Raw genomic sequence first — 21,755 nt, 5'->3', positions numbered from 1 at the left:
GGACAACCAGGAGGCTGCCGCCATATGATAGAATCCATTCTCGCCGTTCTCCCTCCGGGCCTGCGCAGAATAGTAGACAAACTGCCGGGCACCGTCTCCTCCCGGACAGAAGAGCTGCGCATCCGCCAAGGCCGGCCGCTCGAGATCGTGTACGGCGGAAGCTACGCTTTTATCGGCGCCGACGGCCTCCTCACCGACAATCCTGCGGCCGCGTACCGGCCGGACAAAGAGGACGCCGTCAAGCTGCTGGAGCTGCTGACAAACCACTCGGTGTACTCGTTTGAAGAGGAGCTGAAAAGAGGGTTCATCACGGTCGCCGGAGGCCATCGGGTAGGACTGGCCGGGCGCACGGTGCTCGAGCAGGGGAAAGTGAAGCAAATCCGCGACATCACTTCTTTCAACATAAGAATCGCAAGGGAGATCCGGGAGGCATCCAGGGAAGTCCTGCCTTACCTTCTCGATTCTTCGGGGACGGCCATGCACCATACGCTGGTCATCTCCCCGCCGCAGCACGGAAAAACGACACTGATCAGGGATTTGGCAAGAAACTTGTCTTATGGCAGATGGCAGGGTGCCAGGGCGGGGCCGCGCGGCTTCAAAGTGGGCGTCGTCGATGAACGCTCGGAAATCGCAGCCTGCGACAAGGGCGTTCCCCGATTCGACCTCGGACCCCGCACCGATGTGCTGGACGGCTGCCCGAAGGCGGAGGGGATGATGATGATGATCCGCTCGCTTTCTCCTGAAGTGATCGTTGTGGACGAGATCGGCAGGGCGGAGGATGCGGGAGCCATCCATGAAGCGGTGCGCGCTGGAATACGGGTACTCGCAACTGCCCATGGAAGCGGTCTGGAAGATGTGAAAAGAAGGCCCGTGCTGCAAGCGCTGCTGGAAGACGGCATGTTTACCCGGTACATCGTGCTTGAGCGGCGGAAAGGCGGTAATCCCTTCTTTGCGGTGCTTGACGGCAAAGGCACTCGTCTGGAGGCGGCAAGAAACGGAGTTTATTGACTGGAGGAGGAGATTCATGCTCAAGCTGATCGGAGCCATGCTGATCCTTAGTGCCGGAACCTTGTTCGGATTCTTTCAATCGTTCCAGTATTCGAGACGCCCCAAGCATCTGCGCAGCCTTATCCAGGCACTGCAAAGGCTGGAGACGGAAATCGCCTACGGGTTTACGCCGCTGCCCGACGCGCTTGCGGCGATTAGCCGGCAAAGCCCCAAACCGCTGTCCGCTTTCTTTGAACAAGCTGCATCGCGGCTGGAGGGAAGAGACGCGCCTTCCATCAGGGAAAGCTGGCGCAGCGCGGTGGACAGCGAGTGGAAGAATACAGCGATGAAAGAGAATGAGAAGCAGATTATGAATGAGCTTGGACTCACCATCGGCATGACCGACCGGGAGGACCAGGTGAAGCACCTGAGGCTCGCCGTGCTGCAGCTGCAGGGGGAAGAGGAGCAGGCGCGCGAGGAGCAAAGGCGGTACGAAACGATGTGGAGAAGCCTGGGGGTTCTCCTTGGCGTATTGATTGTGATTCTGATTTACTGACAGCGCCAGAAATTATAACAGCCGGCCGGTGGCCGGACGGAAAGATTTGGAGTGAGGTGCGCCCATGAACGTGGATGTAAACCTGATATTCAAAATAGCCGGAATCGGCATCATCATCGCAATGCTGCACACGCTGTTAAAGCAGTCCGGTAAAGAGGATTTCGCCCACTGGGCCACGCTCATCGCTTTTGTGTTCGTACTGCTGATCGTGATCCGGCAGCTCAACATTTTGTTCAGGGAAATCAAGACAATCTTTCTTTTCCAATAGGTGAACCCCCCATGGAGATCATTCAAATCGTAGGGATCGGCCTCACGGCCGCCGTCTTGTCTTTAGTCGTCAAGGAGCAAAAGCCGCTGTTCGCGTTCATGCTTTCGGCGTTTACGGGAATAATCATCTTCCTGATGCTGATCGGCAAAATCGCGTCGGTCATCGCCATTTTGGAGAGCTTGGCGGCCAAGTCCAACATCAATATGATCTACCTCAAAACGATACTGAAAATTATCGGCATCGCTTATATCGCGGAATTCGGCGCCCAGATCGTGCGGGATGCTGGACAGGAATCCATCGCAGCCAAGATAGAGCTTTCCGGCAAAATCCTGATCATGGTCATGGCGATTCCGATTATATCCGTCATTATCGAGACGGTGGTCAAGCTGCTTCCCGCTTAATCGTATAGATCCGGCAGCCAAGCCATGAGAACCCACCAAAGTACCCGGGAGTGAATCCATTATGCGCCAGCGGTTTTTCCAATGCTTTCTCATCGTATGCCTGTTCATCCTTACTCTTCTCCATTCCGCTGCACCGGCCTTTGCGCAGGAACCGGCGGATGCGGTAATCAAGGAGCAGGCCCGGCACGTGCATACGGACGGAGTGGAGAAGTATTGGAACGACCTGATGCAAAAGTATGGAGGCTACTTCCCGGACAGCAAGCCGCCGAGCTATATGGACCTGCTGACCGGAACCGGAGGGTTCAGCCTGAAAACGGTGCTCAAAGGATTGGCCCGGTACTTTTTGCACGAATTGATTTACAACGGCAAGCTGCTGGCCTCGATCGTCATTCTCTCGATCTTCAGCCTTATCCTGGAAAACATCCAGAGCTCCTTCGAGAAAACGACAGTGAGCAAAATCGCTTATGCCATCACATTTATGGTGCTGATGATTATAGCGATCAACTCGTTCCAGGTTTCTGTAGGCTACGCAAAAACGGCGATTACAGGGATGATGGACTTTATGCTCGCCGTCGTCCCGGTCATGCTCACGCTGCTGATGTCCATGGGAAGCGTATCATCCGTCGCCGTCCTTCATCCGCTGATCGTGTTTATGGTGCATACGGTGGGGACGCTCATCTATTTTGTCATATTTCCGCTGTTATTTTTTTCCGCCGTCCTGCATATTGTTTCTTCATTAACGGACAAGTATAAGGTCACCCAGCTTGCGAACCTTCTGCGCTCCGTAAGTATAGGGCTGCTCGGCACCTTCGTGACGATATTTCTTGGAGTGGTTTCGGTGCAGGGCTCGACCAGGGCGGTGGCGGACGGGGTAACGATCAAAGCAGCAAAATACATTGCGGGCAACTTTGTCCCGGTCGTAGGCAAAATGTTCGCGGACGCTTCCGATACGGTGATAGGAGCCTCTCTGCTGATGAAGAATGCGGTCGGGATCACAGGCGTGGTCGTCATTTTGTTCATGTGCGCCTTTCCGGCCCTCAAAATCCTTACTCTTGCCTTTATATATAAAATGTCAGCTGCGGTCATGCAGCCGCTGGGGGACCATCCCATGGTAGCGTGCCTTGAAACGATCGGCAAAAGCATGGTGTACGTTTTCGCTTCTCTGGCGATTGTTTCTCTCATGTTTTTTCTGGCGATAACGATTATGGTCGCAGTGGGCAATGTGTCCGTCATGATGCGGTAAAGCTTCGACTCCTGGAGGTGCCTGATGCTGTGGATAACCGGTTGGCTGAAAACTATTATTCTAGTGATTCTGCTCGCTACGGTCATCGATCTGCTGCTGCCGAACAAAGCGATGCAGAACTACGTAAGGACGGTGATGGGGCTGTTCATTCTGCTGACGCTGATGACGCCGCTGTTCGATCTGTTCCATCGCAAATGGAACGCGGAGAAGCTGCTCTCCATGGCCGAAACTGAGCAAACCGCAATAGCGGGCTTGCCATCCGGAGCGTCGCTTGACGCAATCGCAAAAGACGCGGGACAGCTCGCGGCCGCGGGCCGCAAGCAATCGCAGGCAATGGTGGAAAAGCAAATCGCTTCCCAGGTCAAGGACCAAATCGAGAAGGAGAGCGCCTTACAGGTGAAGGAAGTCAAGGTCCGCACCGAAGTGGATGCAAAAGGCCAAGCCGTAATCGGTCTGCTCGCCGTACGGCTTCAGCCCGGCTCGCCGGACACCGGCGGCAAGACCTCCGCCAAAGCATCGGCAGTGGAGATAGAGCCGGTCAAGCCGGTCACGATCGGCCTGGAGAAGAGCGAAAGCCCGGTGAAAGAAGCGGCGCAGCCGCAATTCCTCCCTGCGTGGGAGCGGGAAAAGCAGACGATACAGCAATCTTTGCTGCAGAGGTGGCAGCTGAAGCCCGAACAGGTACAGGTTGTCGTCCTGGCGGACAGCAAGCTGAGTCCATAATTTTGCAAGAAAAGTTGGGCTCCTGCACCTTCCAATGTATACAGAACATTCGCAAAAGGGGGAATCGCCATGGGAGCTTGGCTCAAATGGCTGCTGGGACTCGCGGGCGGCGGCCCGGAAGGAAGCAAGCGCAGCCAATCATTACGTTGGCTTTTGATTGTGGGACTGATTGGGGTGGGGCTCATGCTTGTCAATTCTTTTCAGGTAAAAACAGTCGAACCTGCCGTCCAGGGGCCCGCCGGCGGGGGGCCGGAGGCCAAACCGGCTATGAAAGGCTTGAGCTCCAAGGACAAATCGCCATACAAGGAGGTGGAGGATGCTTATCAGAGCCAACTCAAAGAAATACTGCAAAAAATCGTAGGGGTTGGAGATGTGGAAGTGCTGATCAACGTGGATGGAACAGAGGAAAACGTAGTCGACCGCAATACCAAGAACACGCAGCAGCTTACAATAGAAAAGGATTTAAACGGCGCCACCCGCAACATAACGGACGTAACACAAAGCGGAGATATATTGCTCTACCAGGTATCGGGCAACCAGCAGCCGCTCGTGCTGAAGACGATTAAGCCGAAAATAAGGGGAGTGCTCGTTGTCGCTAAAGGCGCGGAGAATTTGACCGTCAAGAAAATGATTTCGGAGGCAGTGGAGAGGGGGCTCGAGGTCCCGCCCCACAAAATCTCCATTCTGCCGAGAAAGCAGTAGGCAATAAGCAGTTCTTTCAAATAAATGATCTTATTCCATTAGGAGGAATGTATCAATGAACGCAAAAAGACAAACAATCTGGCTGGTTTCCATGCTTAGTTTGATGGTGGTCCTCTCGGCGTACTACCTGTTCACCGAGGATGTCAACACTATGAATGTCGCAGCGGACACGCAAGCTCCGAAGGAAATCAAGATTGACGCCAGCGATATCGCAGCTATGAAGAATGACCCTAAAAACGGCACAACCGGCGCTAAAGCCGCCGACGCAAAAACCGGCGATGCAAAAGATGCCAAAGCTGCGGACGCGAAAACCGGCGATGCAAAAGATGCCAAAGCTGCGGACGCGAAAACCGGCGATGCAAAAGATGCCAAAGCTGCGGACAGCAAAGCTGCCGCAGGCGCTAACGCGAAGGATTCAGCGGATAATCCGGCCGATGCCAAAGCTGCAGACGCCAAAGCGTCCGCAGCCGCAGGCAAGGATGCCAAGTCCGCCGGCACAGCTAAAGACGCCAAGTCCGCTGCTCAATCGGGCGCATCGGGCGACAGCGCTCTGACAGACAGCCAGGTGATGAAGAAGATCCAGGCTCAGGCCACGGCTAAGTCAGGAAGCGACTATTTTATCGATCAGCAGATGAAACGGAGCGAAGCGATGTCAAAGAAAATGTCCGAGCTGCTGACGATCATAACGGATAAAAACAAGACCCAGGACGAAGTAACCAAAGCGCACGAGGAGCTGTACAAACTCCAGGATAAAGACGACAAGATCAGCAACCTCGAACAAGTGCTGATGAAGGATTACCCGCAGGTGTTCATCACCGAAGATTCCAACAAATGGAAAGTGACGGTGGAAAGCAATTCGCTGCAAAAGAGCCAGGCAGTCAGCATTGTAGATCAAGTAATAAAGGAAATGAATGTAGGTCCCGAGAAAGTGGTCGTCCAGTATCTGCCTTAATTCAAAAGATAAGACAAAGAGTCCGGTTGAACTGGACTCTTTCCATTTTTATGGTTTGTGATATAATACTAACGTTGTAGTGGGCAAGTACATACATAATCGAATCCTTGACGGACATACTTCCGCGCCATGCCGGCGGCCCCACAAACCTTGAAGGAGTGACTTTCGCATGTTTAAGTTAAGTGAGATAAAAGAACTGATCAAGCTTATAGACGGATCTTCCGTTCAGGAAATCGAAATCGAGAACGAAGGAGCCCGGCTGTTGATCCGCAAACCCAACAAAACCGAAGCAGTCGTGGTAGCCTCCGCTCCCGTCCACAACGCCTATATTCCGGCGGCTGTGTCTGCGGTGCAGGAAATCCAGTCCTCTGCCGTCCCGGTTCAAGATGCCGCTTCGCGGGCACAGACCGACAAAACTCAGGACAGTTCTTTACATAGAATCGTTTCACCAATGGTCGGAACCTTCTACTACGCTCCGTCTCCTGACGCTGCGCCTTTTGTAAAAAAAGGCGACCGTGTGAACGAGAAGACGGTCGTCTGCATTGTCGAAGCCATGAAGCTGATGAATGAAATAGAAGCGGAAGTGAAAGGCGAAATTGTAGAAGTTCTAGTAGAGAACGGCCAACTCGTCGAATATGGCCAGCCTCTGTTTCTTGTGAAACCGCAATAGGCGAACGTATCAACCGTTGACAGGAGGAAACCGCATATGAAGTTTCATAAGATACTTATTGCCAACCGCGGGGAGATCGCCGTACGGATCATCCGCGCCTGCCGCGAGCTGGGGATCGAGACCGTAGCTATATATTCGGAGGCGGACAGGGATTCCCTGCATGTGCGGCTCGCGGACGAGGCTTACTGCATCGGCCCCACTTTATCCAAAGACAGCTATTTAAACTTTACCAATATAATGAGTGTCGCTACGCTAACGGAAACGGACGCGATCCATCCGGGTTACGGCTTTTTGGCGGAGAACGCCGATTTTGCGGAGATATGCGAATCCTGCGGCATCACCTTTATAGGTCCCTCTCCAAAAGCGATTTCACGGATGGGCGACAAGTCGGAAGCGAAATTAACCATGAAATCCGCCAAGGTACCGATTATCCCGGGCTCCGACGGACTGGTTGAGAATCTGGACGATGCGATGGCCATTGCCAGGGATATCGGATACCCCGTTATCATTAAAGCCACTGCGGGAGGCGGGGGAAAAGGCATCCGGATCGCCGAGGACGAAGAGTCGCTGGTGAAACAGATTACGACCGCCCAACAGGAAGCGCAAAAAGCGTTCGGCAATTCCGGAGTTTACCTGGAGAAGTATTTGACCGGAATGAAACATGTGGAAATTCAAATTATTGCCGACAAGCACGGAAACGCGGTGCATCTTGGCGAGCGCGACTGCTCGGTGCAGCGCAGAAGGCAGAAGCTCGTCGAAGAAGCCCCATGCCCCGTGCTTACTCCCGATATTCGCCGGAAGATGGGAGAAGCGGCAGTACGCGCCGCACTGGCTGTAGAATATTCCGGAGCCGGAACTCTGGAATTTCTGCTTGGCCCGGACGGGGATTTTTATTTTATGGAAATGAACACGAGAATCCAGGTGGAGCACCCTGTAACCGAAATGGTCACCGGAGTCGATATTATCGCCGAAATGATCCATATCGCCGAGGGAGAGCCTCTTTCCTTTACACAGGAGGACGTTAAGATCAACGGCTGGGCCATCGAATGCCGGATCAATGCCGAAGACCCTGACCGCGGATTCATGCCTTCTCCCGGCAAAATCCAGTTTTACCTTCCCCCCGGAGGTTTGGGAGTGAGGGTGGACAGCGCAGCTTACCCCGGATATACGATCTCTCCCCACTACGATTCGATGATTGCGAAGCTGATCGTCTGGGGCAGCACCCGGGACGAAGCGATCTCCCGCATGCAGCGGGCGCTGCAGGAGTTCGAGATCGAAGGGATTTTCACAACGATCCCTTTCCACATGAAGCTTCTTCAGCACAAAAAATTTCTGGCGGGCGATTTTGACATCAAGTTCCTGGAAGAGCACGATGTGAACGATCCGGAGTCCTGACGACCGCTAACCGCCGCCAATCTTGATTAGAAATTTGTACTATTTTTACCAAAATGGTATAGTATTAAATTAGTACAAGGTGAGATAGCAAGTGGGTGAAACGGCACAGCGGTTCATTCATTTCACTTTTTAGGAGGTTCGTACAATGAGCACAATAGCTCCGGATTATGAGAAAACGGAAATCGGCAGCATACAGATCGCACCCGAGGTCATCGAAGTGATTGCAGGCCTGGCTACGGTGGAAGTAGAGGGCGTCGCAGGGATGAGCGGCGGTTTTGCCGGAGGGATTGCTGAGCTTCTTGGCAGAAAGAACTTGTCCAAAGGCGTGAAAGTTGAAGTCGGCAACCGCGAAGCTGCAGTGGACGTTTCCATTGTGATGGAGTATGGACAGCGGATTCCGGAAGTGGCAGGCGAAATCCAGAAGAACGTGAAGAGCGCGATCGAGTCGATGACGGGCCTGCTCGTAGTGGAAGTGAACGTGCATATTCACGGGGTTATGTTCAAAAATCCGGAGAAGACGGACGAAGAAACGGCGGCTCCGATCAGAGTGAAGTAACAGTCTGTGAGCCATGCATGGATATTGAACCCCCTGCTTAAGGAGTCAGGGGGTTCGCTTCTAAATCGGAGGGAGACAAGCGCCAGTGGTTAGAATATTAGACAGGTTGCTTCTGTTTATATACAGTTTAGCGATCCTACTCAGCTCCTGCATTCTGCTTTTTATGGCTTTTGGCTGGATACCGATTATGGACACAGGAATGTTCATCCAAAGAATCTATTATGATCCCGCCACCGCGATTGCTTTTATCGCTGCCTGCTTTGCCATTTTCTTCATCAGCCTTCGTTTCTTTTATATTTCGGTGAGGCGCAGCAAATTGGAAGACTCGTCGATCAACCAGAGGACGGATTTCGGAAATATCCAGATTTCAATGGAGACGATCGAGAATCTGGCCCTGAAAGCGGCCGGCCGAATTAAAGGGGTCAAGGATTTGAAAGCCCGTGTAAGGATCGAAGAAGCCGGGCTGGATTTGATGATCCGTACGATTGTAGACGGGGATACCCCCATACCGCTGCTGACCGAAGAGATGCAGAACCACGTCAAAGGGCACATTGAAGAAATAACGGGCCTGCCCGTGGCGAATGTTTCGGTCTATGTGGCGAATATCGTGCAAGCTGGGCCCACTTTCAAAAGCCGGGTAGAATAGAGGTGATTCCCCTATGTGGAAACAGTTATGGGAACGGCATCGGGGCGCTTTGACGGGTCTCGGCGCCGGTGTTATTCTCGGATTCATCTATCTGTTCAGCGGTTTTTGGGATATGCTGATTTTTGCGTTTATCGCTTATCTCGGTTTTTATATCGGCCGTAAGATCGACCGCAACGAAGAGTTTACCTTTTTTCGCACCGTATGGGAAAGAATCTTTGACAAGTGGAGAATGTTCAGATAAAATCCCTGGTTCTTCCATGGATTTTTTTGTTTGTGATCAAGGGTATACTATAAGCAATGAGTATGGAATTAAGGAGGAATTTGCGCATGAGACGTCGGCTGGCTAGAGAGCTTGCGCTGCAGAGTATGTACCAGATGCAGATGACCTCGGTTTCATCCAAGGAAGCCGTGACAATGGTAGTGGAAGAGGCGATAACGGACAACGAGGCCAATCTCTCGGTAAAAAAGGATGCAATATCACAGGAATATATTCTGCAGCTGGTGGAAGGCACGCAAAGCAATAGAGAGAGAATCGACAAGGTGCTGTCCGAATACTTGAAAGGCTGGCAGATCGACCGGTTGTCCCGTGTGGACCGGGAGGTGCTGCGTCTCGCCGTGTACGAGCTGCTTTATACGAAGGATACACCACCTAAAGTCGTAGTCAATGAAGCGATCGAATTGGCGAAGCATTTTGGCACAGAGGAGTCGGGCAAGTTCGTCAACGGCGTGCTGGGTAAGCTGTTCAAGGAGTTGGACGCGGTCCAGGAGAAGCAGGAGTAACCTCGGGAGTTAGTAAGTGCAAGTTAATGAGGATGTGCCGCTTTGATGGGCAGGTACGCCATGTGGGAGTCGGTTTATGAACTGGGAGCAGCGTGGAAATGGGCTGCGGGGACGCGGCGGGTCTGGAAAAGCTTCATACAAACGGGTACACTAAGTGTAGAATATAAGCATGACCATTGTACTCCCTACTCGGGCAGAATCAGAAGTATTTAGGCCGCTGCCGGAAAAGGTCAAGGATAAAGCGCTCGGAAGGCCGCCTGGCACTGTGTACGTTAGTAATCATAATTTAACGGATAAAAACACTAAACAGGGGGAAATGGGATGGCCGCACACATTATCAACGGAAAAGAGATAGTAGCCTCCGTAAGAGAAGGTATCGCCGCAGAGGTGGAAGGGTTGAAAGAGCAGGGCATTCATCCGGGGCTTGCGGTAGTTATTGTCGGGGACGACCCCGCTTCGCATGTCTATGTAAACAACAAGGAAAAAGCGTGCCTCAAGGCAGGCATCTATTCCGAAGTCCACCGTCTGCCCGAAACGACGACCCAGGAAGAACTGCTTCAGCTGATCGCGAAGTTGAATAATGATTCCCGTATTCATGGAATTCTGGTACAGTCGCCTCCTCCTAAGCACATTGCGGAAGAGGAAGTTCTTGCGGCGATCAACCCGGATAAAGATGTGGACTGCTTCCATCCGCTCAATGTCGGCAACTTGATGGTCGGCAAGGAAGGTTTTTTACCCTGTACGCCTGCAGGCGTTATTGAGATCATTAAGATTTTGGGCATTGATATGACCGGAAAGCACGCTGTCGTGATGGGAAGAAGCAATATTGTCGGCAAGCCGATGGCGCAGTTGTTCTTGCGGGAGAACGCCACAGTGACGGTGTGCCATTCCAAGACCAGGGATCTGGAGTCCATTACCAAGCAGGCCGATATTCTGGTAGCTGCGGTCGGACGGGCCCAAATGGTGAAAAGCGGTCATGTGAAGCCGGGGGCGGTTGTCATCGATGTGGGAATGAACCGTCTGGAGAACGGGAAGCTCGCAGGCGATGTCGATTTTGACGATGTGCTTGAAATTGCGGGATATATCACGCCAGTGCCCGGCTGCGTCGGCCCTATGACGATCACCATGCTGCTCAAAAACACCGTATATGCCGCAAAAAGATTAGCGGCCCGTGTAAACGCGTAAAAGGTTGGGCAGGACACCAGTGCCGGGGAAGCTGTTGGAAGGCTGATTGGCGGAGAGACAGCGGAATGCGGCGGGCTGTTGTATGTGTGGCAGAGCGATGAGGAATGGAAGCAGGTGTCGAGCGGCACCTTCCGCTCTAAGGAACGGAGCGTGTGTGGATGAACCAGAAAATATTATCTATCAAAGATTTGAACAGATATATCAAGCTTCGGCTGGAAAACGATCCCGGTCTGCAGAACGTGTGGGTACGGGGTGAAATATCGAACTATACCCACCATTCAAGCGGGCATATGTACTTTACTTTAAAAGACGAGGGCAGCCGGCTAAAAAGCATCATGTTCGCTTCGGCGAATCAGAAGCTTGCCTTTCTGCCGAGGGAAGGTTCTATGGTGCTGGCGCGCGGCAATATTTCCGTGTATGAACGGGACGGGCAGTACCAGTTCTATGTCACTCAGATGCAGCCGGACGGAATCGGCAATCTGTATTTGGCATTCGAGCAGCTGAAAAAGAAGCTCGAAGCCGAAGGCCTTTTTGCGGCTGAGCGCAAACGGGCGATTCCCCGATTCCCTAAGGCAATCGGGGTGGTCACTTCGCCGACGGGAGCTGCTGTGCGCGACATCATCATCACGCTGCAGCGGCGGTATCCCGCGGTGCAGGTGCTGCTGTACCCTGTGCTTGTGCAAGGGAAGCAGGCGGGTCCGTCGATTGTCCGTGCAATCGAACGGATGAATGCGCTGGCCGAGGTCGACTTGCTTATTGTCGGCCGCGGCGGCGGCTCGTTGGAGGAGCTCTGGGCCTTCAACGAAGAGATGGTGGCGAGGAGCATCGCGGCCTCCGCCATCCCGGTCATTTCTGCCGTCGGCCATGAGACCGATTTCACGATCGCCGACTTCGTCGCCGATCTGAGGGCGGCCACGCCGACGGCAGCAGCCGAGCTGGCCGTGCCGCACCACCTGGAGCTGAAGCAGCAGGTGGCGGCCGCCGGCCAGAGGCTGCACCGCGCGCTGCAGAAGGAGCTGCAGCGCGTGCGGGAGCAGTGGGACAGGCTGCGCAGGGCGCCTGTCCTGACGAACCCGCGCCGGCAGCTCCAGCAGCCGGCGCAGCGGCTCGACCGGGCGCGCGAAGGACTCGCGTACCGGATGCGCAGCCGCCTCAGCCGCTCCACGGAGCGGCTGGCCAAGCTGGACAAGGGCCTGTCCAGCTGCAATCCGCAGGAGCAGGCCGCATACGCCGCAAAGCGGCTGAAGGCCACGCGCCATGGCCTGCAGCAGTCGATGCAGGCCATATACAAGGACAAGCGCCACCTCTGGCTGGCTTCGGTCAGGCAGCTTGACGCGTTGAGTCCTCTGAAGGTGATGCAGCGCGGCTATAGTCTCGTATACGACGAGCGAGGGAAGCAGCTAGTAAAATCCATCAACCAAGTCCAACCCGGAGATGTCGTGAAGATTCGATTGACGGACGGACGGCTGGATTGCCACGTCTGGTCTATGGAGGAGAACAAAAATGGATAAAGAGGAAAGCAGCGTAAGCTTTGAAGAAGCTATGGAGAAGCTGGAGGAGATCGTGGCCCGGCTGGAAAGCGGCGACGTCCCTTTGGAGCAGGCGATAGATCTCTATCAAGAGGGGATGAAGCTCTCCCGGCTGTGCGGGCAGAAGCTTGAGCAGGTGGAGAAAAAAATCGAAATGCTGCTGGATAACGAAGAAGGGCCGACCCGCAAACCGTTCCTTCCGGCCGCTGAAGAATAGGTGAACGTGTTGAACAAGGAAACGGGCATCTTAGATTATATTAAATATTATGCGCAAAAAATGGAACAGGAACTCGCTCACTGTTTTCCTGCGGACTGGGATGTGCCTGCGGCGCTTCGCGAATCTGTGGAGTACTCGTTGATGGCAGGGGGCAAAAGGCTGCGTCCGGTTCTGGTGATCGCCGCCTGCGAAGCGTTGGGCGGACCGCTGGAAGCGGCGATTCCGGCCGCCTGCAGCATTGAAATGATACATACGTATTCCCTTATACACGACGACCTTCCAGCTATGGACAACGATGATTACCGAAGAGGCAAATTGACGAACCACAAAGTGTACGGCGAAGCCATGGCGATCTTGGCGGGCGACGCCCTATTGACCCATGCGTTCTATACGCTTTCACAAATAAGAAAACATGGCGTTCCCGCCGAACAGGTGCTGGCCATGGTAGAGGAGCTGTCGGCCCTGGCGGGAGCCAAAGGCATGGTCGGCGGCCAGGCGGCGGATATCCTCGGTGAGCAGGGTATGACCAAGCTGAGCGAGCTTGAATTCATCCACCTTCATAAGACAAGCGATCTTATCGTTTATTCGCTGCTCGCCGGAGGCCGGATCGCGGGAGCGAACCAGGAGCAGCTGAACGCCTTGGAACGCTTCGGCTACTCCATAGGTCTCGCCTTTCAAATCCAGGACGACATTCTAGATGTGATAGGCGATGAACAGAAGCTGGGTAAGCCGCTGCGCAGCGATGAGAAGCAGCAGAAAGTGACTTATCCGTATTTTATCGGGCTGCAGGCCTCCAAGGCCAAGGTGGCCGAGCTGACCGAACGGGGCAAACAAGCCATTCTTGCCGCCGGTTTTCCGTATCCCGGCCGCATGCTGGAAATCGCCGACTTTTTGATGGACCGCGACCATTAAGGCACTGCGAACCTTGTAACTCCGTGTCTGAGCTGGCGGGCTCCGTGCTCTGGCCGGCGAATATCGTGCTGCATTCGGTCCAGCTCCGCACTGCGCCTCGCCAACTCAGAGCTTCTGCTGACCCGATCCCTGGATTAACAGAGTCAAGATATGGCTTTGTTATGTTATGTCTGTGTTCCGTTGAGGAACATTTCTTTTTTGTGTTATAATATAGATCAAGTTACCCATAGTATTCTGGGCCAAGAATGCAGAGGCCGATTGCCGTGTGAAATCCGCTTTGCAAAAGAGGCTAAGAAATGGTTAAGGGTTGCCGAGGAAAACTCCTAGGTCATGGGGCTGGCCGCAGCGGCTGCCAGTGAAACTTTTAACGCAATGGCTTTTGAAAAGGTGAAAGGGTCAAGACAGGCCATCTTTATCGTAAGGAATGCGGATCGGTTTTCCAATTTTTGCAATAATGTCTTAGGAGACATAACGAGCGTAATCAGCGGCGTGGCCAGCGCCTTGGTTATTTTAAAATTGATGTCCTCCTTCGGGAGCAGCGAAGTACTGCGGTCCGTCGTCAGCGTTGTTTTTACCGCGCTGGTTTCAACGGTTACCGTAGGTGGGAAAGCGATGGGGAAATCCTTTACCATCCGTTACTCCACCACAATTGTTTTGATGATCGGCCGAGTTTTTTATTTCATGGAGCACCGCTTTAATATCCGGCTGTTCACTCTCAAAAAAAAGCAGAAGTCGTCCAATGGAAAGCGAGGAAACAAGCGTGCTTCTTGAACAAATACACGGTCCTGGGGATTTGAAAAAATACGGCCCCGCAGATCTGGAAAAGTTGGCAGGGGAAATCAGGCAATTTTTAATTGAGAAATTATCGATCACGGGAGGCCATCTCGCCTCGAATTTAGGGGTTGTGGAATTGACTCTGGTGCTCCATTACTTATATAACAGCCCACAGGACAAATTGATATTTGATGTGGGCCATCAGTCGTACGTTCATAAAATGTTGACCGGACGCATGGATCAATTCGATACGCTGCGCAAATACAAAGGACTGTGCGGCTTCGTGAAACGGTGCGAGAGCCCTCATGACGTATGGGAGGCCGGACATAGCTCGACATCCTTGTCGGCTGCGATGGGTATGGCGATTGCGCGGGATTTGAAAGGGCAGACCAACAAAGTCTTGGCCATCATCGGGGATGGCGCGCTCACGGGCGGAATGGCACTGGAAGCGCTAAACCACATCGGCCATGAGAAAAGGAACCTTACCGTCATCCTAAACGACAACGAAATGTCCATTGCACCTAATGTAGGCGCTCTGCACAATTATTTGAGCAAGATCCGCTCCGACAAAACCTATTTGAGAGCCAAAGAAGATATCGAATATCTGCTCAAAAAAATACCGGCGATAGGCGGAACCTTGGCCAAGACAGCCGAAAAAGTAAAAGACAGCTTGAAGTATATGCTCGTATCAGGCGTTTTGTTCGAGGAATTCGGCCTCAATTACATGGGGCCTGTGGACGGCCATAATATCCCTCTTCTGCTGGAAACGTTCAGGCAGGCGGATAAAGTCCAAGGGCCGGTGCTCATCCATGTCATTACGACCAAAGGAAAAGGATACTCGCCCGCGGAAGAAGACTCCCACAAGTGGCACGGCGCGTCGTCTTACAAGATTGAATCCGGTCAAATGCTGAAAACTGTAGGACCTCCTATGTATACGGAAGTATTCGGAGAGACATTGATTGAACTGGCCAAGCAGGATCCGCGGATTATTGCCATTACTCCCGCTATGCCTGGCGGTTCCGGACTCGTCAAATTCGGTAAAGCGTTTCCTAGCCGGATGTTTGACGTGGGTATAGCAGAACAGCATGCGGCAACGTTCAGCGCGGGTCTTGCGTCTGAGGGGATGAAACCGGTGTTCGCCGTATACTCCACCTTTATGCAGCGTGCGTACGACCAGATCGTCCACGATATTTGCCGGGCCAACCTGAATGTGATCTTTGCTGTGGACCGGGCCGGTTTCGTTGGAGCGGACGGGGAAACCCACCACGGCGTATTCGATATCGCCTTTATGCGGAGCCTTCCCAATATCGTGATGATGATGCCGAAAGACGAGAACGAGCTGCGTCATATGCTTAAGACAGCGGTTGATTATGACCAAGGTCCCATCGCAGTCCGTTATCCGCGTATCAGCGGGACGGGTGCCGATTTGGACGATGAGCTTGTGCCGATTCCGATCGGTTCCTGGGAAGTGATAAGGGACGGGGAGTCTGCCGCTGTTCTGGCTGTAGGCCAGTCCATGCTTGGCATAGCCTCAGCAGCTGCGGACCGGCTGAGCAAAGAAGGAATCAACCTTCGGATTATCAATGCCAGGTTTATTAAGCCTATGGATACGGACATGCTGCTGCAGCTGGCCAAGGAGCATATGAGCATCCTCACGCTGGAGGAAGGCGTCAAGTTAGGCGGTTTTGGCAGCGCCGTGCTGGAATTTTATGCCGAAGAGAAGATCTATGGCCTGGAAGTGCGTAATTTGGGGATCCCGGATGAGTTTGTGGAGCACGGTTCGATTAAAGAGCAGCTCGGCGATGCCGGTATCACCATTGAGAACGTCATAGCGGAAATCAAGTCGCTCATTCCGCGGAAGAGACAACGGGCGTGAGGATAAGGACAGGAGCTGACAATGCCTTCAGACAAAGAACGGTTGGATGTTTTACTGGTGGAGCAGGGATATTACGAGAGCCGGGAAAAGGCAAAGGCCGCCATCATGGCGGGTCTTGTACTCGCGGATGACGAGCAGGTCGACAAGGCCGGCACGAAGGTGAGCCGTACGGCGAGAATTACCGTCAAAGGCGCGGTTCATCCTTATGTAAGCCGGGGCGGATTAAAGCTGGAAAAGGCGATCAAGCTGTTTTCAATTTCCCTGCAAGGGGTGACGATGATCGATATCGGGTCATCGACAGGAGGATTTACGGACTGTGCTCTTCAGAACGGCGCCGTTTGCGTCTACGCCATCGATGTCGGCTATAACCAGCTGGATTGGTCGCTGCGCAACGATCCCCGAGTAAAAGTGATGGAACGGACGAACTTTCGCCACATGCAGCCCGAAGAACTGCCGGGCCCTCGTCCTGACTTCGCCACAATGGATGTGTCGTTCATTTCTTTAAAACTGATGCTTCCTCCACTGAAAACGATGCTCAAGGGAACCGGTGAAGCGGTCGCCCTGGTCAAGCCGCAGTTTGAAGCAGGCCGGGAGAAGGTAGGCAAATCCGGAGTGGTTCGCGAGCCCAAGGTTCACAAGGAAGTTCTAGCGTCAACGATCAAGTTTGCGGAGGAAACGGGCTTCCTGCTCAAAGGGCTTACCTATTCGCCCATTACGGGAGGAGAGGGCAATATCGAATTTCTCGCTTACCTCACCGTGAACAAGGAAGATCCGCATATTCTGCATACTCCTTTGGAGCAGCTGATTGAACAAGTTGTAACCGAGGCGCAAGAATTACATAAAAACCCATCGGTTTGATGGGTTTTTCGTTCTATAAATACCGATATGTGTTCCGAGCGTTTCCTTCACTTTTGGGAGATGTATTTTTCCAAGCTCAAGACACAGTGATCTCCCCTGAGAGACACGAGACACCAACTGCAGGCTTTTTGCTTAGATGTAAAAGGATTCCTGCCGGTTTCCGCGAATTACCTAATTGAGGTGACCGCAGTGCAGAAAAGTGATGTGCTTGTTATTTGGCTGATTCTCATTGCACTCATCATATGGATCTGGATCCCGGTGAAAAATCGTTTGTCCCGGAGTCGGGTGCTGCCCAGGCCCGGAAAGATACCGGTGGACGATGTGATTGAACAGAATGAAACGGTGGAGCTGCTGGAAGGAGCGGGCTTCGACGTGATTTCCGCCAAACAGCGAATTCCCGTCTATATTACGGTAAACGACACGGAAGAATTCGAAAGCCGGCTGTACATTGATTATTTTGCGCGAAAAGCTGGGGAATACTATATTGTTAAAGTAGCCAAGGAGCGCAGGCCGGTGGAACTCAAAGGGGCGGCGATGAGAGACGCCTGGCTGTCCTATTCCCTGCTGTATCCCGAAGCTTCGGGCGTGCTATACGTGGACATGCAGACAAGGAAGATCAAGAAAATATCTTTCTCCGTAGAGAGTGAATAACGGGCGGCCGGTTTAAATAATGAGGAGGATGCGGATGAAAGGCCAACGGCACATCAAAATCAGGGAGATCATTACGAGCCGGGAAGTGGAGACGCAGGACGAGCTTGTGGAAGCGTTGAGGGCGGCGGGCTATCAGGTGACCCAGGCCACGGTGTCGAGAGACATTAAAGAACTTCAGCTGCTGAAGGTGCCGCTTGACGACGGGCGGTACAAATATTCCGTTCCCGCGGATCAGCGGTTCAACCCGATTCAACGTTTGCGCAGAGCACTGACGGACCATTATGTGGGCGTCGATTTCGCCAATAATCTAGTGGTGATGAAAAGCCTGCCCGGCACGGCGAATATTTTCGGGGAGCTGATCGACAACCTGGAGTGGGAGGAAGTAATGGGCACGATCTGCGGAGACGACACGATCCTTATCATCTGCCGATCCGAGCAGGGCAGTCAGGCGGTGGTGGACCACATCAAATCGATGGTATCTTGATACATATCAAAATTCATGGCAGAGGTGAATTATGTTAACGGAGTTGTCCATTCGAAATTTAGCGGTCATTGAACAGGTCACGCTTCATTTTAGAAAAGGGTTCGGGGTGCTGACGGGGGAAACCGGAGCGGGAAAATCCATTATCATTGACGCTTTGAGCCTGATCGTGGGAGGCAGAGGCTCTTCCGAACTGGTCCGCCACGGCAGCGACAAAGCGGAGATTGAAGCCATGTTCGATATGGCGCCGGCCCATCCGGTGTGGGAAACGCTTGCGCGGCTCGGGCTGGAAGCGAATGCCGAGGAGCATCTGCTCATACGCAGGGAGATTACGGCGTCGGGCAAAAGCGTGAGCAGAATCAACGGCCAGCTTGTTAATTTAACGATGCTGCGGGAAGTGGGGGATTGGCTGGTCAACATCCATGGACAGCATGAGCATCAATCCCTGCTTAAGACCGACGAACATATCCATTGGCTTGATTTATACGGCGACCAGGAAATCAAATTCGTCAAGAAATTGTACACTGATGCTTACCAAACATACACTGCCCTGCAAAAAGAATTGAACGATCTGCTTGACACGAATAAGCAGTCTCTGCGCATGGCGGATTTGTACCGTTTTCAGGTCGAGGAAATTACGGCAGCGGAGCTTGATCCTGGCGAGGAGGAGAAGCTGCAAGAAGAGAAGATGAAGCTGGCGAGCGCCGAGAAGCTGTACCAGAACGCTTCGGAAGCTTATGAGGCCGTGTACGGCGCAGGCCGGGGCCTGGATTCGATCCGTAAAGCGAACCAAAAGCTGCAGGAAATCGCAGGCCTCGATGCTTCGGCGTTACAGCCGCTCGTCGATCAGATGGAGTCCGCATTCTTTCAATTGGAGGATGCCGCCTTTCAGCTTAGAGATTACAGGGACGGCGTTGAGTTCAATCCCGAGCGTCTGGATCATATTGAGCAGCGTCTGGACCTGATCCGAAATCTGCGCAGAAAATACGGAGACACGGTTGAAGAGATTTTGGCTTATCTTGGCGGCATTGTAAAAGAGCTAGATCTGATCGATAACAAGGACGAGAGAATACATAAGCTTCAAATGGCTTTGACGGACGAGCAAGAGAGGCTGGTCACCGCCGCCGCGGATTTATCCAATAAAAGAAAGAATCTCGCGACCGAGCTCTCCGCGGAAATCGAGCATGAACTCCGCGGCCTGCAAATGGAGAGGACCCGCCTGGAAGTAAGGGTTATGGCGCATGAAGACCCGAACGGAATCGAAGCGGACGGCAAGAAGGTGCGTTTTACCAAGGACGGCTGGGACGATGTGGAATTCCTGATTTCGCCCAATCCCGGGGAGCCTTTGAGAGGACTGGCGAAGATCGCTTCCGGTGGCGAACTTTCACGGATCATGCTGGCAATGAAGACGATTTTTTCCCGGATCGACCAGATTCCCGTCCTTGTGTTCGATGAGGTGGACACCGGCGTCAGCGGACGTGCCGCCCAGGCGATTGCTGAGAAAATGTCCCAGCTTGCGCTGTACTGCCAGGTTTTTTCCATCACGCACCTGCCGCAGGTAGCCTGTATGGCCGACGCCCATTACTTGATCCGCAAGGAAGTCGACGGCGACAGGACCTTCACCCGGGTGACCGATATGGACCGCCGGCAGCGGGTGGGCGAGCTGGCCCGGATGCTGGGAGGAGTGGAAGTCACGGACACGACACTCCAGCACGCGCAGGAAATGCTTGATCTGGCAGAGGCCAAAAAACAAAGGATATAAAAGCTTTCGTGGGATCATTTTCAGTTATAAAACGAATGTCGTGGGGTTAACTTAAAGGTACAGTTTTGGAGAAGGTCAACTTCCTCAGAATGAAGCCAAGGGAGCGTGATGAAGTGCAACCCCACAACAGAAAGAGAATGATTGGTTTATTGCTCGCTTTCTTTGTATGTGCAATCTGTTTCTCCACTCCTTTCAGAAATTACGCCTCTATACCTGATGAAATGCGCCTGTTTAAGGGCCAGAACAAACAGATTGAGCTCGCTGTTCCGGTCAATGGGCAAGTGACAGTCGATAATCCGGATATAGTAAAAGTCAACGGCAGCGCTGCGCACTCATTTCAAATGAATTTTAAACACCCGATTTCGCTGGAATCGCTGCATTCCGGACAGGCAGAGATGAAACTGAAGCTGTTTGGCGCGATCCCCGTGAAAACCGTCAAAGTCAACGTAGTCCCAGATTTAAAAGTAATACCGGGCGGACAGACGATCGGGGTCAAGATCAAATCGGCGGGGATTCTCGTGGTCGGGCATCATTTGGTGACCGCGGCCGACAATAAGAAGGTATCTCCCGGCGAAGATGCCAAGGTGCAGGTAGGCGACCTTATTATTAAATTTAACGGAACTTATTTGAATGATGTATCCAAAGTCGCGGATCTTGTTACCAAAGCGGGAGAAAGCAACAAGCCCCTCAAGCTGACGATTTCCCGGGATAACCAGCTGCTCGATGTGGAACTTACGCCGGCGTTTGACACAGTGGATAAATCGTACAGGCTGGGGCTTTATATCCGCGATACGGCCGCCGGGGTGGGTACGCTTACATTCTACGCGCCGGACCAAAAAGTGTATGGCGCGCTCGGCCACGTCATAAGCGACATGGACACCCAGACTCCGATTGCGGTAGGCGAAGGCGAAATCGTCCATTCCAGCGTAAATTCCATCTCCAAGAGCCAAAACGGCGAACCCGGAGAAAAGAGGGCAACCATCTTCAAAGGCGGCAAGGTGATCGGAACGATCGAGAAGAACACGTCCTTCGGCATATTCGGTAAAATGGCCGACAAGCCCGATCACAGCGTAACCGATAATGCGATGCCGGTCGCTTTTGCGGAAGAGGTGAAAGAAGGCCCGGCCCAGATCTATACGGTGGTGAACGGCCAGAAGGTGGAGAAATACAACATTGAAGTGGTGCATGTGGCCCGGCAGGACCATCCTGCGACGAAAGGTATGGTGATCAAGATCACCGATCCGAGGCTGTTGGAGAAAACAGGAGGAATCGTGCAGGGGATGAGCGGATCGCCGATTATCCAGAACGGCAAAATGATCGGCGCGGTGACCCACGTGTTCGTCAATGACCCCACTTCAGGCTACGGCTGTTTTATCGAGTGGATGCTCCAGGATGCAGGCATTATGCTTAAGCCCACCGCTGCATCCCCGATGTACCAGGCAGCGTCTTAATCCCTTTGAGAAAGGGATTTTTTTCTGTCAAAATGTCGAATTTTGTTATATTATGAAGTTAAATATTTAATTATAAATTAGCGCGGCCAAAATATAAAGAAAAATAATTTTCGACAGAAGGAATCAAATCATATATGTCGAAATCATTAACGGAGAGAAAAGAAAAAAATGACATTTACT

Annotated in this window: 25 protein-coding genes; 24 read left to right on the top strand and 1 reads right to left on the bottom strand. The window is 52.9% G+C overall.

Going from position 1 to position 21,755, the window contains the following annotated elements; all coding sequences use genetic code 11:
- Window positions 1–24 precede the first annotated feature (24 nt).
- The 18 genes from spoIIIAA to ACZ5N7_RS07840 all read left to right on the top strand — a co-directional run bounded on the left by spoIIIAA (window position 25) and on the right by ACZ5N7_RS07840 (window position 13,722).
- A complete protein-coding gene (spoIIIAA, locus tag ACZ5N7_RS07925; RefSeq protein WP_464658559.1) occupies window positions 25–1,008 on the top strand; it encodes a stage III sporulation protein AA in 984 nt (327 codons plus the stop codon).
- Window positions 1,009–1,024: 16 nt separating this feature from the next.
- Window positions 1,025–1,543, top strand: coding sequence for a stage III sporulation protein SpoIIIAB (spoIIIAB, locus tag ACZ5N7_RS07920; RefSeq protein ID WP_464658558.1), 519 nt, complete (start codon window positions 1,025–1,027; stop codon window positions 1,541–1,543).
- A 64-nt stretch (window positions 1,544–1,607) separates the two neighbouring features.
- Window positions 1,608–1,811: a stage III sporulation protein AC gene (spoIIIAC, locus tag ACZ5N7_RS07915; protein WP_464658557.1), complete on the top strand. Its 204-nt coding sequence runs from the start codon at window positions 1,608–1,610 to the stop codon at window positions 1,809–1,811.
- Between the two features lie 11 nt (window positions 1,812–1,822).
- On the top strand, window positions 1,823–2,212 hold the full coding sequence (gene spoIIIAD / locus ACZ5N7_RS07910) for a stage III sporulation protein AD (RefSeq protein ID WP_464658556.1): 390 nt from the start codon (window positions 1,823–1,825) through the stop codon (window positions 2,210–2,212).
- A 61-nt stretch (window positions 2,213–2,273) separates the two neighbouring features.
- On the top strand, window positions 2,274–3,455 hold the full coding sequence (spoIIIAE, locus tag ACZ5N7_RS07905) for a stage III sporulation protein AE (protein WP_464658555.1): 1,182 nt from the start codon (window positions 2,274–2,276) through the stop codon (window positions 3,453–3,455).
- 24 nt (window positions 3,456–3,479) lie between these two features.
- The gene (spoIIIAF, locus tag ACZ5N7_RS07900) at window positions 3,480–4,178 is read left to right on the top strand and encodes a stage III sporulation protein AF (RefSeq protein WP_464658554.1); all 699 of its coding nucleotides are present in this window, start codon (window positions 3,480–3,482) and stop codon (window positions 4,176–4,178) included.
- Window positions 4,179–4,247: 69 nt separating this feature from the next.
- Window positions 4,248–4,880 carry a stage III sporulation protein AG gene (spoIIIAG, locus tag ACZ5N7_RS07895; RefSeq protein WP_464658553.1) on the top strand — a complete coding sequence of 211 codons (633 nt, stop codon included), beginning with the start codon at window positions 4,248–4,250 and terminating at the stop codon, window positions 4,878–4,880.
- Window positions 4,881–4,935: 55 nt separating this feature from the next.
- The gene (locus ACZ5N7_RS07890; protein ID WP_464658552.1) at window positions 4,936–5,832 is read left to right on the top strand and encodes a SpoIIIAH-like family protein; all 897 of its coding nucleotides are present in this window, start codon (window positions 4,936–4,938) and stop codon (window positions 5,830–5,832) included.
- A 169-nt stretch (window positions 5,833–6,001) separates the two neighbouring features.
- The gene (gene accB / locus ACZ5N7_RS07885; protein ID WP_464658551.1) at window positions 6,002–6,502 is read left to right on the top strand and encodes an acetyl-CoA carboxylase biotin carboxyl carrier protein; all 501 of its coding nucleotides are present in this window, start codon (window positions 6,002–6,004) and stop codon (window positions 6,500–6,502) included.
- A 36-nt stretch (window positions 6,503–6,538) separates the two neighbouring features.
- Window positions 6,539–7,897 (top strand): acetyl-CoA carboxylase biotin carboxylase subunit, encoded by a 1,359-nt coding sequence (accC, locus tag ACZ5N7_RS07880; RefSeq protein WP_464658550.1) that lies wholly within the window; start codon window positions 6,539–6,541, stop codon window positions 7,895–7,897.
- Window positions 7,898–8,042: 145 nt separating this feature from the next.
- Entirely contained in the window at window positions 8,043–8,453 is a 411-nt protein-coding gene (locus ACZ5N7_RS07875) for an Asp23/Gls24 family envelope stress response protein (RefSeq protein WP_464658549.1), read from the top strand.
- Window positions 8,454–8,538: 85 nt separating this feature from the next.
- A complete protein-coding gene (amaP, locus tag ACZ5N7_RS07870) occupies window positions 8,539–9,099 on the top strand; it encodes an alkaline shock response membrane anchor protein AmaP (RefSeq protein ID WP_464658548.1) in 561 nt (186 codons plus the stop codon).
- Window positions 9,100–9,112: 13 nt separating this feature from the next.
- Window positions 9,113–9,340 carry a DUF2273 domain-containing protein gene (locus tag ACZ5N7_RS07865; protein ID WP_464658547.1) on the top strand — a complete coding sequence of 76 codons (228 nt, stop codon included), beginning with the start codon at window positions 9,113–9,115 and terminating at the stop codon, window positions 9,338–9,340.
- Window positions 9,341–9,426: 86 nt separating this feature from the next.
- Window positions 9,427–9,879, top strand: a complete 453-nt coding sequence (gene nusB, locus ACZ5N7_RS07860; protein WP_464658546.1) for a transcription antitermination factor NusB — start codon at window positions 9,427–9,429, stop codon at window positions 9,877–9,879.
- 321 nt (window positions 9,880–10,200) lie between these two features.
- Window positions 10,201–11,064 carry a bifunctional methylenetetrahydrofolate dehydrogenase/methenyltetrahydrofolate cyclohydrolase FolD gene (gene folD / locus ACZ5N7_RS07855; RefSeq protein WP_464658545.1) on the top strand — a complete coding sequence of 288 codons (864 nt, stop codon included), beginning with the start codon at window positions 10,201–10,203 and terminating at the stop codon, window positions 11,062–11,064.
- Between the two features lie 158 nt (window positions 11,065–11,222).
- Window positions 11,223–12,575, top strand: a complete 1,353-nt coding sequence (gene xseA / locus ACZ5N7_RS07850; protein ID WP_464658544.1) for an exodeoxyribonuclease VII large subunit — start codon at window positions 11,223–11,225, stop codon at window positions 12,573–12,575.
- Window positions 12,568–12,810, top strand: coding sequence for an exodeoxyribonuclease VII small subunit (xseB, locus tag ACZ5N7_RS07845; protein ID WP_464658543.1), 243 nt, complete (start codon window positions 12,568–12,570; stop codon window positions 12,808–12,810). Before xseA ends, xseB begins: the two co-directional genes overlap by 8 nt.
- Window positions 12,811–12,819: 9 nt before the next feature.
- The gene (locus tag ACZ5N7_RS07840) at window positions 12,820–13,722 is read left to right on the top strand and encodes a polyprenyl synthetase family protein (protein ID WP_464658542.1); all 903 of its coding nucleotides are present in this window, start codon (window positions 12,820–12,822) and stop codon (window positions 13,720–13,722) included.
- Window positions 13,723–14,045: 323 nt separating this feature from the next.
- Here the strand turns inward: ACZ5N7_RS07840 and ACZ5N7_RS07835 are convergent, their stop codons facing one another.
- The gene (locus tag ACZ5N7_RS07835) at window positions 14,046–14,354 is read right to left on the bottom strand and encodes a hypothetical protein (protein ID WP_464658541.1); all 309 of its coding nucleotides are present in this window, start codon (window positions 14,352–14,354) and stop codon (window positions 14,046–14,048) included.
- A gap of 107 nt (window positions 14,355–14,461) precedes the next feature.
- Here ACZ5N7_RS07835 and dxs point away from each other — a divergent pair, with 107 nt between their 5' ends.
- From dxs to spoIVB, 6 genes are all read left to right on the top strand, one after another.
- Window positions 14,462–16,372, top strand: a complete 1,911-nt coding sequence (dxs, locus tag ACZ5N7_RS07830) for a 1-deoxy-D-xylulose-5-phosphate synthase (protein ID WP_464658540.1) — start codon at window positions 14,462–14,464, stop codon at window positions 16,370–16,372.
- A gap of 21 nt (window positions 16,373–16,393) precedes the next feature.
- Complete coding sequence (locus tag ACZ5N7_RS07825) at window positions 16,394–17,230, top strand: TlyA family RNA methyltransferase (protein ID WP_464658539.1); 837 nt, start codon at window positions 16,394–16,396, stop codon at window positions 17,228–17,230.
- Between the two features lie 189 nt (window positions 17,231–17,419).
- Window positions 17,420–17,881 carry a hypothetical protein gene (locus ACZ5N7_RS07820; RefSeq protein ID WP_464658538.1) on the top strand — a complete coding sequence of 154 codons (462 nt, stop codon included), beginning with the start codon at window positions 17,420–17,422 and terminating at the stop codon, window positions 17,879–17,881.
- A gap of 34 nt (window positions 17,882–17,915) precedes the next feature.
- Complete coding sequence (gene ahrC, locus ACZ5N7_RS07815; protein ID WP_464658537.1) at window positions 17,916–18,365, top strand: transcriptional regulator AhrC/ArgR; 450 nt, start codon at window positions 17,916–17,918, stop codon at window positions 18,363–18,365.
- Between the two features lie 31 nt (window positions 18,366–18,396).
- On the top strand, window positions 18,397–20,124 hold the full coding sequence (gene recN, locus ACZ5N7_RS07810) for a DNA repair protein RecN (RefSeq protein WP_464658536.1): 1,728 nt from the start codon (window positions 18,397–18,399) through the stop codon (window positions 20,122–20,124).
- Between the two features lie 137 nt (window positions 20,125–20,261).
- The gene (gene spoIVB / locus ACZ5N7_RS07805) at window positions 20,262–21,575 is read left to right on the top strand and encodes a SpoIVB peptidase (protein ID WP_464658535.1); all 1,314 of its coding nucleotides are present in this window, start codon (window positions 20,262–20,264) and stop codon (window positions 21,573–21,575) included.
- The last annotated feature ends 180 nt before the right edge of the window (window positions 21,576–21,755 follow it).

It is taken from the genome of Paenibacillus sp. JCM 18996 (genome assembly GCF_055392555.1).
This window is presented reverse-complemented; position numbering and strand designations above follow the sequence as displayed.

What these genes read in the sequence shown, in the direction of transcription:
- spoIIIAE (WP_464658555.1), top strand. Translation starts at nt 2,274, where the DNA reads ATGCGCCAGCGGTTTTTCCAATGCTTTCTCATCGTATGCCTGTTCATC.
- spoIIIAG (WP_464658553.1), top strand. Translation starts at nt 4,248, where the DNA reads ATGGGAGCTTGGCTCAAATGGCTGCTGGGACTCGCGGGCGGCGGCCCG.
- spoIIIAB (WP_464658558.1), top strand. Translation starts at nt 1,025, where the DNA reads ATGCTCAAGCTGATCGGAGCCATGCTGATCCTTAGTGCCGGAACCTTG.
- accB (WP_464658551.1), top strand. Translation starts at nt 6,002, where the DNA reads ATGTTTAAGTTAAGTGAGATAAAAGAACTGATCAAGCTTATAGACGGA.
- xseB (WP_464658543.1), top strand. Translation starts at nt 12,568, where the DNA reads ATGGATAAAGAGGAAAGCAGCGTAAGCTTTGAAGAAGCTATGGAGAAG.
- recN (WP_464658536.1), top strand. Translation starts at nt 18,397, where the DNA reads ATGTTAACGGAGTTGTCCATTCGAAATTTAGCGGTCATTGAACAGGTC.
- ACZ5N7_RS07875 (WP_464658549.1), top strand. Translation starts at nt 8,043, where the DNA reads ATGAGCACAATAGCTCCGGATTATGAGAAAACGGAAATCGGCAGCATA.
- dxs (WP_464658540.1), top strand. Translation starts at nt 14,462, where the DNA reads ATGGAAAGCGAGGAAACAAGCGTGCTTCTTGAACAAATACACGGTCCT.
- ACZ5N7_RS07825 (WP_464658539.1), top strand. Translation starts at nt 16,394, where the DNA reads ATGCCTTCAGACAAAGAACGGTTGGATGTTTTACTGGTGGAGCAGGGA.
- ACZ5N7_RS07835 (WP_464658541.1), bottom strand. Translation starts at nt 14,354, where the DNA reads ATGGTAAAGGATTTCCCCATCGCTTTCCCACCTACGGTAACCGTTGAA.
- ahrC (WP_464658537.1), top strand. Translation starts at nt 17,916, where the DNA reads ATGAAAGGCCAACGGCACATCAAAATCAGGGAGATCATTACGAGCCGG.
- accC (WP_464658550.1), top strand. Translation starts at nt 6,539, where the DNA reads ATGAAGTTTCATAAGATACTTATTGCCAACCGCGGGGAGATCGCCGTA.
- spoIIIAF (WP_464658554.1), top strand. Translation starts at nt 3,480, where the DNA reads ATGCTGTGGATAACCGGTTGGCTGAAAACTATTATTCTAGTGATTCTG.
- nusB (WP_464658546.1), top strand. Translation starts at nt 9,427, where the DNA reads ATGAGACGTCGGCTGGCTAGAGAGCTTGCGCTGCAGAGTATGTACCAG.
- ACZ5N7_RS07890 (WP_464658552.1), top strand. Translation starts at nt 4,936, where the DNA reads ATGAACGCAAAAAGACAAACAATCTGGCTGGTTTCCATGCTTAGTTTG.
- xseA (WP_464658544.1), top strand. Translation starts at nt 11,223, where the DNA reads ATGAACCAGAAAATATTATCTATCAAAGATTTGAACAGATATATCAAG.
- spoIIIAC (WP_464658557.1), top strand. Translation starts at nt 1,608, where the DNA reads ATGAACGTGGATGTAAACCTGATATTCAAAATAGCCGGAATCGGCATC.
- folD (WP_464658545.1), top strand. Translation starts at nt 10,201, where the DNA reads ATGGCCGCACACATTATCAACGGAAAAGAGATAGTAGCCTCCGTAAGA.
- spoIIIAD (WP_464658556.1), top strand. Translation starts at nt 1,823, where the DNA reads ATGGAGATCATTCAAATCGTAGGGATCGGCCTCACGGCCGCCGTCTTG.
- ACZ5N7_RS07865 (WP_464658547.1), top strand. Translation starts at nt 9,113, where the DNA reads ATGTGGAAACAGTTATGGGAACGGCATCGGGGCGCTTTGACGGGTCTC.
- spoIVB (WP_464658535.1), top strand. Translation starts at nt 20,262, where the DNA reads ATGATTGGTTTATTGCTCGCTTTCTTTGTATGTGCAATCTGTTTCTCC.
- spoIIIAA (WP_464658559.1), top strand. Translation starts at nt 25, where the DNA reads ATGATAGAATCCATTCTCGCCGTTCTCCCTCCGGGCCTGCGCAGAATA.